This window comes from Comamonas terrigena NBRC 13299 (assembly GCF_006740045.1).
GTDB classification, from domain to species: Bacteria; Pseudomonadota; Gammaproteobacteria; order Burkholderiales; family Burkholderiaceae_C; genus Comamonas; species Comamonas terrigena.
The window spans coordinates 1,759,185-1,773,100 of the sequence record NZ_AP019749.1 but is presented as its reverse complement, the minus strand read 5'-3'; the positions used below and the strand labels follow the sequence as shown (position 1 = coordinate 1,773,100).

The 13,916-nt window shown below is 59.1% G+C and carries 11 protein-coding genes; 9 read left to right on the top strand and 2 right to left on the bottom strand.

Features of this window, described 5'->3' with window-relative positions:
- Nucleotides 1-67: 67 nt before the first annotated feature.
- Nucleotides 68-559 (bottom strand): hypothetical protein, encoded by a 492-nt coding sequence (locus CT3_RS08165; protein ID WP_066535147.1) that lies wholly within the window; start codon nt 557-559, stop codon nt 68-70.
- Nucleotides 560-863: 304 nt separating this feature from the next.
- Here CT3_RS08165 and CT3_RS08160 point away from each other — a divergent pair, with 304 nt between their 5' ends.
- The 6 genes from CT3_RS08160 (at nt 864) to CT3_RS08135 (ending at nt 9,623) form a co-directional block, all read left to right on the top strand.
- Nucleotides 864-1,343: a sigma-70 family RNA polymerase sigma factor gene (locus CT3_RS08160; RefSeq protein ID WP_066536129.1), complete on the top strand. Its 480-nt coding sequence runs from the start codon at nt 864-866 to the stop codon at nt 1,341-1,343.
- Between the two features lie 10 nt (nt 1,344-1,353).
- The gene (locus CT3_RS08155) at nt 1,354-2,295 is read left to right on the top strand and encodes a FecR domain-containing protein (RefSeq protein WP_066536131.1); all 942 of its coding nucleotides are present in this window, start codon (nt 1,354-1,356) and stop codon (nt 2,293-2,295) included.
- A 202-nt stretch (nt 2,296-2,497) separates the two neighbouring features.
- Complete coding sequence (locus CT3_RS08150; protein WP_066535154.1) at nt 2,498-5,044, top strand: TonB-dependent receptor; 2,547 nt, start codon at nt 2,498-2,500, stop codon at nt 5,042-5,044.
- Between the two features lie 348 nt (nt 5,045-5,392).
- Nucleotides 5,393-5,752 carry a DUF2946 family protein gene (locus CT3_RS08145; protein ID WP_066536142.1) on the top strand — a complete coding sequence of 120 codons (360 nt, stop codon included), beginning with the start codon at nt 5,393-5,395 and terminating at the stop codon, nt 5,750-5,752.
- 89 nt (nt 5,753-5,841) lie between these two features.
- A complete protein-coding gene (locus tag CT3_RS08140; RefSeq protein ID WP_066535157.1) occupies nt 5,842-8,052 on the top strand; it encodes a TonB-dependent receptor in 2,211 nt (736 codons plus the stop codon).
- Between the two features lie 11 nt (nt 8,053-8,063).
- Complete coding sequence (locus CT3_RS08135; protein WP_066535160.1) at nt 8,064-9,623, top strand: PepSY domain-containing protein; 1,560 nt, start codon at nt 8,064-8,066, stop codon at nt 9,621-9,623.
- A gap of 79 nt (nt 9,624-9,702) precedes the next feature.
- Here CT3_RS08135 and CT3_RS08130 read toward each other — a convergent pair whose 3' ends face one another.
- Complete coding sequence (locus tag CT3_RS08130; RefSeq protein ID WP_066535162.1) at nt 9,703-10,104, bottom strand: GFA family protein; 402 nt, start codon at nt 10,102-10,104, stop codon at nt 9,703-9,705.
- 449 nt (nt 10,105-10,553) lie between these two features.
- On the opposite strand from CT3_RS08130, the gene CT3_RS08125 reads away from it, so the two are divergent.
- The 3 genes from CT3_RS08125 to CT3_RS08115 are packed head-to-tail and all read left to right on the top strand — an operon-like array spanning nt 10,554 to nt 13,717.
- Nucleotides 10,554-11,624, top strand: coding sequence for a DUF262 domain-containing protein (locus CT3_RS08125; RefSeq protein WP_083520410.1), 1,071 nt, complete (start codon nt 10,554-10,556; stop codon nt 11,622-11,624).
- The gene (locus tag CT3_RS08120; protein ID WP_083520379.1) at nt 11,617-12,759 is read left to right on the top strand and encodes a DUF3696 domain-containing protein; all 1,143 of its coding nucleotides are present in this window, start codon (nt 11,617-11,619) and stop codon (nt 12,757-12,759) included. The genes CT3_RS08125 and CT3_RS08120 overlap by 8 nt, the downstream gene beginning before the upstream one ends.
- Nucleotide 12,760: 1 nt before the next feature.
- Nucleotides 12,761-13,717 carry a hypothetical protein gene (locus tag CT3_RS08115; protein WP_127446194.1) on the top strand — a complete coding sequence of 319 codons (957 nt, stop codon included), beginning with the start codon at nt 12,761-12,763 and terminating at the stop codon, nt 13,715-13,717.
- Nucleotides 13,718-13,916: the final 199 nt, after the last annotated feature.

The window sequence follows — 13,916 nt, the reverse complement described above, 5'->3', positions numbered from 1 at the left end:
TGGGCAATCAGCGTTGCGTGATGTTCAAGCCGCTCCCCAGGCCAAGGCAGCCGCCTTGCCCTGACGTTCAGTCCTCGCTCGTGCGCGGGTAGCCGGCGTCTGCCCACTGCTGCGCAGCAGCGCGGGTGAGCCTGTAGTCGGGGCGGGCCCGTACCTGGGCCAATTGGCTGCCGTCCGCCGCCGTCGCGCTGAGCGTGGCAGTGGGGTTCTCCTCATCGGGCTCGATATCGAGAGCCACCGTCACGCGCAACCCGTGCACGTCAATCTGTATGGCCTGGTGCAACAGCGCTGCCAGGTGCTGCTCATGCCGACGGATGACCTCGTGGGCCGTCTTCACCAAGGTATTGAAGGCCGACACATCAAGTGGCTTGGGATTCTTCTTGTCGCGGCCCATGGTCCATGGGCCGACCAGGGCGGGCTCCGATTGGCCGTCCTGGGTCATTGACACAGCCCAGCCATCGTCGTCTTCATTTTTGATGACACGGGCTTCCCAGCCCTTGTGGTGCCAAAGGCGGTCTTCGAAGATGGAGACGTCTTCCTGTTCGGGTTCTACGGACATGCTTGGCTTCTTTTTTGGGAGCTATCAAGTCCAAAGTTTACTGTTTCTCTATACAGCCCACAGCCTGGTGAGGCGGAGGGCACAGACCGCACAGCGGCATTGCCCACGTCGCACCAATGTCCAGGCTCACATCTCCACACAAGCTCTCTGCGATTCGCAACCTGCCCCCAATCTGCATCTTGAGGTGAGGCTTTGTACAAATTGAGAATAGGTATCATTTATGTAGAATCGCCGCATTTCCAATGCACCTGAACCTCCCGTGTCCACCCCCGCCCACAGCATCGCCAGTGAAGCACTTGGCGGCATGTACACACTGCACAACCGCTGGTTGATTGCCTGGCTGCAACGCAAGCTGGGTGACCGCCACGACGCAGCGGACATTGCACAGGACACCTTCACGCGCATCTGGAGCACGGCCAGGACCCAGGCCATTGAAGACATTCGCGAGCCCAGGGCCTATCTCACCACCGTCGCCCGGCGGCTGATGATCAACCACCTGGAACGCCGCTCGCTGGAACAGGCCTATCTCACCTCCTTGCAGCTGCTGCCTGAAGCCACCACCCTGTCTGCCGAAGACCGGGCCATCCTGCTGGAGACGCTGGAAGAGCTGGATGCCTTGCTGGGCGAACTGCCGGCCAAGGTGCGCACGGCATTTCTGCTCTCTCAGCTTGAAGGTCTGGCTTACGAGGAGATTGCCGAGCAGATGCAGCTGAGCGTGCGCACCGTCACGCGCTATATGGCACAAGGCTTCCGGCAATGCCTGCGCGTGATGTGGGATGCGTGAAGGCCACACCATGGATGCACACATTCTCGACGAGGCGGCCCAATGGATGGCGCGCCGGCATGCCACCGGCTTCGGCGCTGCGCAGCAGGCCGAGCTGGCCCAGTGGCGTAGCCGGAGTGCCACCCATGAAGCCGTCTGGCAGCGCATAGAACAGCTGCAATTGCGCATGGATGGCGTCCCCCCATCCATGGGCATGGCCGTGCTGAACCGTTCACGGGCAGGCAGCCGCCGGCACGTGCTGCGGGCCACGGCGCTGGTCCTGGCCACCCCCATGCTGGGCTGGCTGTCCTACCGCCACCTGCCGTGGCAGGTCTGGAGTGCAGACTTCAGCACCGCCACGGGCGAAACGCGCGATGTGACGCTGGCGGACCACAGCCACGTGCTGCTGAACACGGCCTCCGCCATCAGCACCCGTTTCGACAGCGAAGCGCGCCGGGTCCGCCACCATGCGGGCGAGATCCTGGTGGAGACTGCGCACGACAGCGTCTACCAGGCCCTGCCCTTCGTGGTGCAGACGGACGATGGCCTGTTGCGCGCCCTGGGCACCCGGTTCACCGTTCGCAAGCATGCGCACGGCACCACGCTGGCCGTGCTGCAGGGAGCCGTGCAAGTCACGCCCGCGCAGTCCGGCCAGTCCCTGGTGGTGCAGGCAGGCGAACAGGTCAGCTTCAACAGCCACCAGACTGGTGCCGTCACACCACTGCCCCCCCATACCGATGCCTGGGTGCGGGGCACGCTGTATGCCCAGGACATGCGCCTGGACGACTTCCTGGCCGAGCTGCAGCGCTACCGCCCCGGGGTGCTGCAGTGCGCCCCCGGTGTGGCCGACCTGCGCGTCTCCGGCGTGTTCCAGCTACGCGACACGGACCGCATTCTGGAACTGCTGACGCAGACCTTGCGCGTGCGCACGCAAGCACGCACCCGCTATTGGGTGACGCTCATCCCCGCCTGATGCTGATGGGACTGCGCTATTCCTCTCCGGCTGCCCTCCGCTTGCTCTTTCCACCGCCCTTGCCTGTCATCTTTCGCCACTGACCATTCCTGGCTTGCAGGCAGGAATACCAATTTTTTTGTCCATTGCTGTCCGGTTTTTCGATTTCGCCTGTCAAGCACATCAAGACCCATTCATTGACAGACAACGAGGACTGAACACCATGCCCGCCACGCGCTCACGGCCCACCGCCCCCCACTCCCCTGCGGTGCCACTGCACCCGCTCACCCTGGCCGTCCGAGCCGCGTTTGTGGCCATCGTCGGCAGCGCCACACTGGCCCTGCCCATGGCGGTGCACGCGGCAGAGCCTGCTGCCCAGTCCGCACAGAAGGCCTACCAGATCAACGCCGGCCCGCTGGGCCCCGCGCTGATGGACTTTGCCGGCCAAGCCGGCATCAACCTCAGCATGGACCTGGCCCAGCTCAAGGACCTGCGCACCCCCGGCCTGTCCGGCCCCCACACCGTCGACAGCGGCTTGGCACGCTTGCTGGAACACTCGGGGCTGCATGCCCGCCGCCTGGGCGCAGGCAACTACGCGCTGGAAGCTGCGCCGGCCACCCAAACGCCCGCAGCCCCTGCCGCGTCCAAGACCGGCGCCGCCGCATCGGCAGATGGACAAGCTGCAGCGGAACTGGCCGCCGTCACCGTGTCCGCACGCACCCAGAACAATCTGGTGGCCCCGTCGCGCCAGGTGACCATTCTGGAAGGGGAAGAAGTCCAGCAGCTGCGCCAAGGCTCCGACAGCCTGGCCACCATGCTCAGCAAGGTGGTTCCCGGCATGGCGGACTCCAGCCACACCATCACCGACTACGGACAGACACTGCGCGGCCGCAACATGCTGGTGCTAGTGGACGGGGTTCCGCTGAACACCAACCGCGACTCCTCCCGCAACCTGGCCAACATCAACCCCGCGGACATCGAACAGATCGAAGTGCTGCGCGGCAGCAGCGCCATCTACGGCAGCGGCGCGGCCGGCGGCATCGTCTCCGTGCGCACCAAGCGCCCTTCGGGCGAAGCCAAGGCAGAGACCGTCGTGACGGGATCAGCCCCCCTCTCGCAACTGCAGGGCGCGGGGCTGGGGGGTGAAATCCAGCATTACCTGTCTGGCGGCGGCGACGTGGTGGACTACTCGGTCAGCCTGGGTGCCAAGCATGTCGGCGGCTCCTACGATGCCAAGGGCAAACGCATCGCCCCCGAACCCAGCCAGGGCGACCTGTTCGACTCCAACATCTACAACGCATCGGCCAAGATCGGCTTCAAGCTGGATGCCAACCAGCGCCTGCAGCTCTCCGCCAGCCACTACAACGCCAACCAGGACACGGACTATGCGTCCGATCCGTCCGTGGCCCGCCTGCCTGCAGGCACGGCAGCGGCCAGGCCCATCCGCGGCCTGGTGCTGGCCGACCAGAACCAGATCAAGAACACCATGCTGGGCCTGGACTACGAGAACCGTGACCTTGCGGGCAGCATCGTGGCGGCGCAGTTCTACTACCGGGATTTCTACACGCGCTTTGCCCCGTTCGACGCGCGGGCCGTGCCCGTGCGGGGCGCCAACGTCGACCAATCCATGCAGAACTCCGATGTGTTCGGCGGCCGCCTGACCGTCAAGACCCCGCTGGGGGCCGAAAAGAACACCCTGCTGATCTGGGGCGCAGACTTCAACCACGAGCGCACCGACATGCCGATCGACATTTTCGATCCCGCCGCCTATGACGCCAGCGGCGGCCTGGTGTTCAACAAGACCGGGCGCCTGATGTACATGCCCCCGGTCACCACGCGCAGCCTCGGCGGCTTTGCCCAACTGCAGCACAAGTTCAACGAACAATGGTCGGTGGAAGGCGGTGCGCGCTACGACCGCGCCCAGGCCAGCTTCAACGACTTCACGCCGCTGTCGCAGTCCAAGCTGTCCACCCCCCAGCCGGTGGCGGGCGGCACCGTCAAGTACAACGCCTGGACCTACAACCTGGGCACGGTGTTCGCGCCCACCAAGGGGCATGAACTCTATGCCTCCTACAGCCAGGGCTTCGAGCTGCCCGATATCGGCGTGGTGGTGCGCAATGCCACACCAGCCTTCAACATCGGCAACTCCAACCTGCAGGCGGTCAAGACCAACACCGTCGAAATCGGCTGGCGCGGCAAGTTCGCCAACGTCATCGCCAACCTGGGTGCCTTCCAGTCCGAGTCGGATCTGGGGGCTGTGCAAAGCTTCAACAACGGCCTGACCCTGCTGCGCACCAAGGAAAAAATCCATGGGCTGGAAGGCAGCCTGGATTACTTCAGCGACGACGACCACTGGAGCACCGGCGGCAGCTTCACCTGGATGAAGGGGCGTGAACTTCCCCAGAATGCGGCCCAGTACCAGGACATGACGGGCTACCGCATTCCACCCCTCAAGCTGACGGCCTATGTGGAGTACCGCCCCAGCGCCAGCTGGAGCCACCGCCTGCAGGCCAGCTCCTATTCCTCCAAGGACTACCGCCTGGATGGCAAGACCAGCTTCGGCCGCTACAACACCAAGGGCTACACCACGCTGGACCTGATCAGCCAGTGGAAGATCGACCCCAAGAACCGCATCTCCCTGGGTGTGGAGAACCTGCTCAACCGCAACTACTACCCGCTGTACAGCCAGCTGCTGCGAAGCAACAACAACACCAGCCGCCTGCCCGCAGCAGGCACGGTGCTGCGCATCAGCTACGCACACACCTGGTAAGCCGGTCTGATGTCGGCTGACCCGCCCATGGCGGTAGCTGCCAGTGGCCTGCAGTCACCTGCAGCGCCCTGCGGCCACCGTGGTGGCGGTGTTTGCATGGCCAGAACGCGTGTCCACACCCGCTCTGGCATACCGCCCTGCACACCGCTGCAACCCGCCGTGCGCGGCACTGGTGCATGCGTGTGTGGAAGGGCAATTGAACGTACCAACGCTGCAAACCCGGCCCTGCAACGCCAGCGTTGCGGACCTGGCGCAAGCCCGTGGTGAATGGCACACAGCACGGCACCGGGCCGGATTTTTCCGGCCACCGTTTCCGGTTTGGCTGCACTGGCTTGCATAATGCAGGCCATGCAAGCGCTGCGCTCCTCCCTGTCACTGACCCGCCTGGTTCTGGCGTGGTTCATGCTGACCTTGGGCATCGCAGTGGCCTCGCCCATCGTGCACCCCCGCGCCATGGAAGTGGTCTGCACGGCAGGTGGCAGCATGCAGGTGATCATGCTGGATGAGGACGGTCAGGCCGTCCCCGGCCCGCACCATTCTCTGGACTGCCCCTTGTGCCTGGCCATCACCACGCCGCCGGTGTATGAGTACCAGCATATAGCGCAGCCGCAGCCCCTGGGGCTGGCGCTGCAACCCATTGTCGCCGCGCGCATTGCCGCGCTGGTGGGGGCGCCGCTCCCGCCCCGGGGCCCTCCCGCTCTCGTGTAAGCCCCGTGCGACCGGCATGACTGTCGGCGCACGCCATCGCCGCCGGGCTTGGTCCTGCGCGGCTGGTTCCACTTGCACGCAGATCGTTCATGACCCGTCCCATTTTTGCTGCAGCGCCCCAAGGCGCTGCCCGTTTTCGCTCGTCCCTCGCCCTGCAACGCCCGCGCACAGCCCTGGCCATGGCCCGGCTGCCCTGGCTGCTGTCACTGGCATGGGCGGCTTCTCCCGGCTGGGCCCAAATCGCCACCGCTACCGCCACCGCACCCGCTGCCACGCTGGACACCGTCACCGTCCACTCGTCCGGCAGCACCGCCCTGGAACGCCCGGTCAGCACCGGCAGCCGCCTGGACCTGAGCCTGCGCGACACACCGGCCAGCGTGGAAGTCACCACCCGCGAACAGCTGGAGGCCAAGGGCGACAGCACGCTGGTCGATGCCATCACCCGCTCCACCGGCATCACCAGCCTGGGCCACCCCGGCAACAGCGGCAGCTCCCTGTCCGCGCGCGGCTTCACGGACACCACCTCCGTCATGCGCCTGTATGACGGCACCCGCCAGTACGGCGGCGTGGGCGTCAGCTTTCCGTTCGACACCTGGTCCATCGACCGCATCGAAGTGCTACGCGGCCCTGCCTCGGTCATCTATGGCGACGGCGCCATTGGCGGCGTGGTCAACGTGATCCCCAAGAAACCCACGCGCGGCCCGGTGCGCAACGAAGTCCAGGCCACCATCGGAACGGACGGCAAGCGCGCCCTGGCCTTTGGCAGCGGTGGCGCCATCAATGACCAATGGTCTTACCGCCTGGATGTCAGCGGCGACCAGTCGGACGGCTGGGTGGACCGCGGTGATTCCAGCAACCGCACCGTAAGCGGCGCGCTGCGCTGGGACCTGACGCCGGACTTCAGTCTCCAGCTCTCGCACGCGCAAGGCCGGCAAAAACCCATGCGCTACTTTGGCACGCCCCTGGTCAACGGCGGGCAGGACCCGGCCCTGCGCGAGCGCAACTACAACGTGGCCGACAGCCGCATACGCTACCAGGACCGCTGGACCGAACTGACGGCCCAGTGGGCCCCCAGCAGCAGCACCGTGGTGCGCAGCAAGCTCTACCACATCCGCAGCGACCGCTACTGGCGCAACGCCGAAACCTATGCCTACAACGCCAGCACAGGCCTGATCGACCGTTCGGGCAACACCGAAATCGGCCACGACCAGACGCAGACCGGCAACACCACCGACATCACCTTCACCGGCAGCCTGTTCGGCCGCCCCAACCAGGTGTCCGTGGGCTTCGATGTGAACCGTGCCACGTTCCAGCACAGCAACAACACCTACACCGGCAGCTCCGGCTCCGTGGACCCCTACCACCCCGACCCGGGCTATTACACCAGCGCGGTGCCCTACATTCCGCGCTACCGCAACCAGGCCGACCAGTATGCGCCGTTCGCCGAAGACCGGCTGGAGCTGACCGGGCGCTGGTCCATCGTGGCAGGCACCCGGTTTGACCACGCCGACCTCACCCGCCAGGACCTGGTGGCGGGCAGCCAGGCCTTCCAGCGCAGCTACTCCAACACCGGCTGGCGCCTGGGCACGGTCTACAAGCTCCAGCCGGATCTGTCGCTCTACGCCCAGGCCGCCAAGGCGGCCGACCCGGTGAGCGGCCTGCTCATGCTGTCGGCAGCGAACGCGGCTTTCGATGTGTCCACCGGCAAGCAGTTCGAAGTCGGCCTCAAGCAGTCGTTCTGGGAAGGCAAGGGTGACTGGACCCTGGCTGCCTACACCATCACCAAGAACAATCTGCTCACACGCGACCCCAGCAATCCCGCGCTGCGTATCCAGGTCGGCGAGCGTTCATCCAAGGGACTCGAGGGCACGCTGTCACTGCAGATCACCCCGTCCGTGCAGGTCGACGCCAACGTGGCACTGCTCAAGGCCCGCTATGACGACTTCCGCGAATCCGTGGGCGGTGTCGCCGTATCACGCAACGGCAATGTGCCCACCGATGTGCCCGAGCGCGTGGCCAATGTCTGGGTAGGCTGGAAGTTCACACCCGGCTGGACGCTGTCGGGCGGGCTGCGCCATGTCGGCCAGCGCTATGCGGATGCGGCCAATACGCTCCGGCTGCCGGCGTACACCACCACCGACCTGGCCCTGCAATGGCAGGCCACGGCGGACACCACGCTGACGCTGCGCGGCTTCAACGTCTTCGACAAGCACTACTTCACCACCGCCTACTACACCACCAACCAGTGGTTCGTCGGTGAAGGCCGGCGTGTCGAGCTGACGGTGAACCACCGCTTCTGATCGGGCTGCGTATGTGGTCTATTTCCCACGCCAAACGCCTGGTGTTTCTGGTGCACCGCTGGACCGGGGTGGCCGCTTGCGTGCTGATGGCCCTGTGGGTGCTCAGCGGCATGGTGATGCTCTTTGTGGGCTATCCCAAGCTGCAGCCCGCAGAGCGGCTGGGCGCGCTGCCCCCGCTCCCCCTGGCCGCCGCGCAGTGCTGCGTGCCGGTGGAAGCGGCCCTGCTGCGCAGCCCCGCGCCGCAGGCCGTGCAGCAGATCACGCTCACCACCATCGCCGGGCGGCCCAGCTACCGGCTCAAGGAAGGCGACGGCACATGGCGCGTGGTGGATGCCACCACCGGGGCCGCCGCCCCTCCGGTCGATGCGGCCACCGCACTGCGCAGCGCCCAGGCCTTCCTGCCCGGTGCCTCCGGCCAGGTGCTGGGGCGCACCCAGGGTGACCGCTGGTCCCACGCGGGCATGCTGGATGCGCACCGCCCGCTCTACCAGGTCCAGATGCACGATGCTGCACAGACCCTGCTGTACATCTCCTCCACCACGGGCGAAGTGCTGGTGGATGTGCCGCGCTACCAGGGCTACTGGAACTACGTGGGCGCCTGGCTGCACTGGGTCTATATGTTCCGCGACGGCGCCAAAGACCCGGTCTGGAGCTGGCTGGTCATTGGCCTGTCTGCGCTGGGCACCCTCTCGGCCCTGGCCGGGGCCCTGGTAGGGATCTGGCGCTGGCGCTTCAGCGGGCGCTACAAGTCAGGCGCCAAAACCCCGTACCGCGAATTCCAGATGCGCTGGCACCACATCACCGGCCTGGTGTTCGGGCTGGTGATGGTGTTGTGGATCTTCAGCGGCCTGATGTCCATGAACCCGCTGGGCATCTTCAGCCCCACGGGTGCGCGCCCGGACCTGCGGGCTTACCAGCAAGGCCTTCCGGGCACCACCCGGCCCGCGCTGGCCGTGCAGGATGCGCTGCAACTGCTGCAGGCCGACGGATTCGACACCCGCGAGATCGAATGGAAAGTGCTGGCCGGCCAACCCTACCTGCTGGCCCTGGATGCAGCGGGCGCAAGCCGCGTGCTGTCCGGCGCAACAGGCAGCTACCAGGTCCAGCGCGCGCTGGAGCCTGCACAGCTGGAACGCGCCGCCCCCCTGCTGCTGCCCTTCGCCATCCATTCCGCCACCGTTCTGGACCGCTACGACGCCTACTACTACCGGCGCGGACAGGCATCCATGTACGCCGCCGCCGCCCGCGACCTGCCCGTGCTGCGGGTGCAGTTCCAGGACCCGGGCCGCACAGTCGTCTACCTCAGCCCCGCATCCGGGGAGGTGGTGCTCAGCCTGGACCGCGCACAGCGTGCCAACCGCTGGCTGTTCAACTTTCTGCACAGCTGGGACCTGTCGTGGATGCTGCAGCACGCCTGGCCGCGTGACATCGTTCTGGTGCTGTTGAGCATGGGCGCGCTGGCCCTGGCCGCCACAGGCACCTTGCTGGGCTACCGGCGGCTGGTGCTGTCCACCAGCCAACAGCTACGTGGGCAGGCCCATGGCACCACGGCCAGGCCACGCAACGGCTGAGCAACGGCACAGGATGGGGACGCAGGCCTGGCGATCACCATGCCTGGCCGAACTCCATGGCAGCGCAGGGCCTGAGCGCTCAGCCCTGCTGCACGCACGGTCCAGGGAAGGGGGACCATGCAGGCTGCGCATCCAGGTGCACATGCTTTTGCTTGGTCGCCTCAAAAGGCGTATCCAGCGTGCCCAGCGCCACGCAGACCCAGTCGCTCCAATCCCCGGCTTTTCTGGACCAGAACAAGGACGAACCGCAGTGCCGGCAAAACTGCCGCAGCACGGATTCCGACGAGGCATAGGACGTGATGTCCGCTTCCCCCGAAACGATGCACACCTCCTGGCGCGGCACCGCACCGTATGTGGCAAACGCCGCGCCATGGCTTTTGCGGCACTGCGAGCAATGGCAATGGGTCACCGCCTTGGGTGGTGTCAGCAGACGGTAGCTGACCTTTGCACATAAACAGCTTCCCAGATAGCTCTCCGGCACGGCTCGGCCTCCACAATGTCAAACCTCCATCGTAAGTGCCTGAAGTGCCATCAGCTGCTGCTTTGAGTCAATTTTTGGCCGTCGTACAGCGACTCCTCAGTAGTCTCAGACCATATTTGGATTCGCTGACTACTTGGGGCAACAACTGATTTCACCCAAAGCAGAACTATGACCTATCAACAGGCAGCATTCGAAAAATCCATTGACTAGCTTTTCATCGACAGCGGGAAGCAACTTGGCTTAAGAGCGCTCTGTGTCTATCTCCTTACATCGCTTTGAAGCTTGGATCAACAGTCAACGTGTACCATACTACCTATTAGGTCAATGCTAGGGTACCGTAGCAGAGCTACGGTGTTTTTATTTCACCTATTTGATTAAATAAATATTATACATGACATTTAGTGAACTAATATAATATTTATGGCTAAATGAATCAGGAATTTAATAAAATGAATGAAGAAATCGAAGGTATCGCTAAGGATGAAGATGCATCTTGGGGTGATTACCCGATTGATACAGTGCTCATCAGAAATGAGAACCGCACAGTACATGACGTTTTGCGCCGGATTGAAAAAGGCTCATTTGTCATGGATCCAGATTTCCAGAGAGATTTCATTTGGCCTATTGACAAGCAAAGTAAGCTGATCGAATCGGTTTTAATGAGAATTCCCCTACCTGTTTTTTACTTGGCAGAGAATAACCGTGGCCAAATGATTGTTGTGGATGGACTACAACGTCTTTCGACATTCCAAAGATTTGCAAATAATAATTTCCCATTAAAGCTCCCTGACCAAATAGAATTGCACGGCAAATATTTCAGTGATTTATCCCCTAAACTACAGAATAGAATTGAAGACTGCGGATTAATTTTATATGTCATTGATGCAAAAGTGCCAGCAAAGGCATTGCTAGATATATTTGATCGAGTTAACAGTGGAATACCATTAACCCGACAACAAATGAGAAACAGTCTCTACACGGGGCCTGCCACAAAATTTTTACGCGATGAAGCTGCATCAGAATTATTCAAAAAAGCAACGGGAGGTAGCCTAAAGCATGAAACCATGCGGGATCGTGAGTTAATTAATAGATTTTGTGCATTCGCTTTATACGGCTATCAATACTATAAAGGGGACATGGATATATTCCTAGCTGAAGCACTGGTATATATGAATACAATGCCAGAGATGCACTTTGCTCGTTTATCAAATGCATTTAGATCCAGCCTAAGGAGTTCCATCTTTATTTTTGGAAAACATGCTTTCAGAAAGCACTACAGCGAGGACCAAGCCAGAAGTGTATTTAATGCCTCGTTGTGGGATGTAATGACTACAACTTTCTGCAGATACCCTGAGTCTGTTTTGGAAGCCCATGCAGAAGCCATAAAAGACTGTTTTTATGAATTGCTTTTAAATTCTGATTTTAATGATTCAATAACATTGGGAACAAACCAGCCCAATCGGGTTTTAACACGTTTTGCCATGTTTGAAGCTATGCTGGAAGAAATTATTAATGATTAAACGAATTGATCTATCTTTTTTCAAATGCTTTGAGATCTTAAAGCTACCACTCTCTAATCTAACACTTCTGTCAGGCACTAACGCATCAGGTAAATCATCAGTTCTTCAAGCACTTGCATTACTCAGTCAGACCATGCGTGAGCATGAATGGTCCACTCGGTTAATGCTAAACGGTAAGTCCGTTTCCTTGGGCACGGTAGCTGATGTAGTTGATAAGCTGAATGGCCGACGAAATATTGGCATCGGAATTGAAGGAAGTGACGGGTATGTTCGCTGGGAATTCTCTGGTGATCGGTCCGAAATGTCGATGAGCATTGAGCTATTCGATGGAGGCGCTGGAATCTTAAATAAGCCGGTGCATATGCAGTACATGATGCCATATTTTAATACCACTACACTTACACATCAGATTGGAACCAAGTTAAAGAACCTCACGTACATAACAGCGGAACGTATTGGTCCAAGAGAATTTTACGAACTAAGTGATCCACAATCTGCAGCGGTTGTGGGCTCTGCCGGTGAGCACGCGGCGGGGGTCTTACATATAGGGCGAGATCTGCCGGTTTCAGCCGCGATAGCATTGCCTGATGTCCCACCCACCCGTCTTAGACAGGTAGAGGCTAGGATGCGTACATTTTTCCCCGGTTGCGGGATTGATGTACAACAAATTGCAAATGCAAACGCTGTATCTCTTGGTATCAGAACTTCAGATGGAACTGATTTCCATCGGCCGATAAATGTTGGATTTGGTATTACTCAAGTTTTCCCATTAGTTGTCGCAGCGCTCTCTGCATCGAAAAATGACTTATTAATGATTGAAAATCCTGAAGTCCACTTGCACCCTTCCGGACAAGTTAAGATGGGTATTTTTCTAGCTGAGGTTGCACGCAGCGGCGTTCAGGTCCTAATCGAAACTCATAGTGACCACATATTGAATGGCATAAGGCGAGCGGTTAAGGCTGAGACTTTAACTCCCGAACAGGTTTCATTACATTTTTTTCATGATCGCTCGCTTTCAGATCAACAGGTTCTTTCGCCTTCAATCAGCAAGGATGGCGACATAGATTTTTGGCCCGAAGGTTTTTTTGATCAATTCGACAAAGACTCATCATTTTTTGCAGGCTGGGGTTCTTAAAGTGGAAATTTATCTTAACGAATTATCTTTCCATGGTCAATTTCAAGAAATTTCCGAATTTAAGAATGCACTTGATTTGATGATGGAAATGCGTCTAACGGCGAGAAGATTTGGGAGAGAGATTCATTGCCGAAAAAATATTAGTGAAGTAAAAATCACCCATAACAAAAATTTACACCAAATAATTGGGGCGCTAACTTTAAATGAGCAACGAGCACTTATTGAATGGTTTAATCGTCGCGGCCCCTTTTGGGAAGATGGCCGACAGCATTCAGCCGATGATTACCTAGAGCACAATGGGGACGTGATAACTGAATCGTCATTAGGCGAGGCTGCCTATTGCATTCATTTAGGAATTGATCGTAGAACTGCTAGCACTTCGCCTTCTACATTTTTGTCGGATCCACTGAAAGTAAATTTTCATCTAAATAATCAAAATCCGTACCCTATTGATGTAAAAAACTATTACTCATCGAAGTTACTAGAGGACGAGCTGAAGGCTAGCGCGCCAAGTCCTTTGACTTGGAATGCATTGGCTGGTCAATGCCGACTACGCTTTGTTGAATTGTCGTTTTCTGAAGATTGCTTCGAGCCTTTAGATGGACTTCCATTTAGCCAGTCAGCAGCCATTTCAATCATTGACCGGCTTTCAGTGCTAAATGAATTTAAGACTTGTTTCGACTTGAATGGCCAAAGAACACCTCGTGGACATTTTTTATATCAAGAATATTTCACTGGAGATAAAGGCTGGTTCTCTGACTCTTCTGACACCGAAAAAATAGTTTTTAAGAATGAATTGAATTTCAACCACCCTGCAAACAATGGTGGAAAAATATCTTGCCCATGGCATGGGAAAATTAAATTACCTCCTCAATATCGAATACATTTTTCATGGCCTGTTGCCTACGATCAGCCACTCCACATAGTCTATACTGGTCCAAAAATTACAAAAAAATGAAATCACCCTAAAAATCTAATAACTTCAATCTACATTATTGAATTAAATCAATGCTTCTCATCCCAGACCACTGTTTTTCCCAGTATTTTCATTAATACGAATAATTTCACGAAGTCAATTAAAATTTATTATCGCAATATATGGATGCAAAGCAATAGACTCGATCTGTGCAAGGCTCCCTACATCTAACCAAACACCA

Coding starts and splice junctions, on each gene's coding strand:
- CT3_RS08165 (WP_066535147.1), bottom strand. CDS start 559: ATGTCCGTAGAACCCGAACAGGAAGACGTCTCCATCTTCGAAGACCGC.
- CT3_RS08120 (WP_083520379.1), top strand. CDS start 11,617: ATGATTAAACGAATTGATCTATCTTTTTTCAAATGCTTTGAGATCTTA.
- CT3_RS08140 (WP_066535157.1), top strand. CDS start 5,842: ATGACCCGTCCCATTTTTGCTGCAGCGCCCCAAGGCGCTGCCCGTTTT.
- CT3_RS08150 (WP_066535154.1), top strand. CDS start 2,498: ATGCCCGCCACGCGCTCACGGCCCACCGCCCCCCACTCCCCTGCGGTG.
- CT3_RS08160 (WP_066536129.1), top strand. CDS start 864: ATGTACACACTGCACAACCGCTGGTTGATTGCCTGGCTGCAACGCAAG.
- CT3_RS08155 (WP_066536131.1), top strand. CDS start 1,354: ATGGATGCACACATTCTCGACGAGGCGGCCCAATGGATGGCGCGCCGG.
- CT3_RS08135 (WP_066535160.1), top strand. CDS start 8,064: ATGTGGTCTATTTCCCACGCCAAACGCCTGGTGTTTCTGGTGCACCGC.
- CT3_RS08125 (WP_083520410.1), top strand. CDS start 10,554: ATGAATGAAGAAATCGAAGGTATCGCTAAGGATGAAGATGCATCTTGG.
- CT3_RS08145 (WP_066536142.1), top strand. CDS start 5,393: ATGCAAGCGCTGCGCTCCTCCCTGTCACTGACCCGCCTGGTTCTGGCG.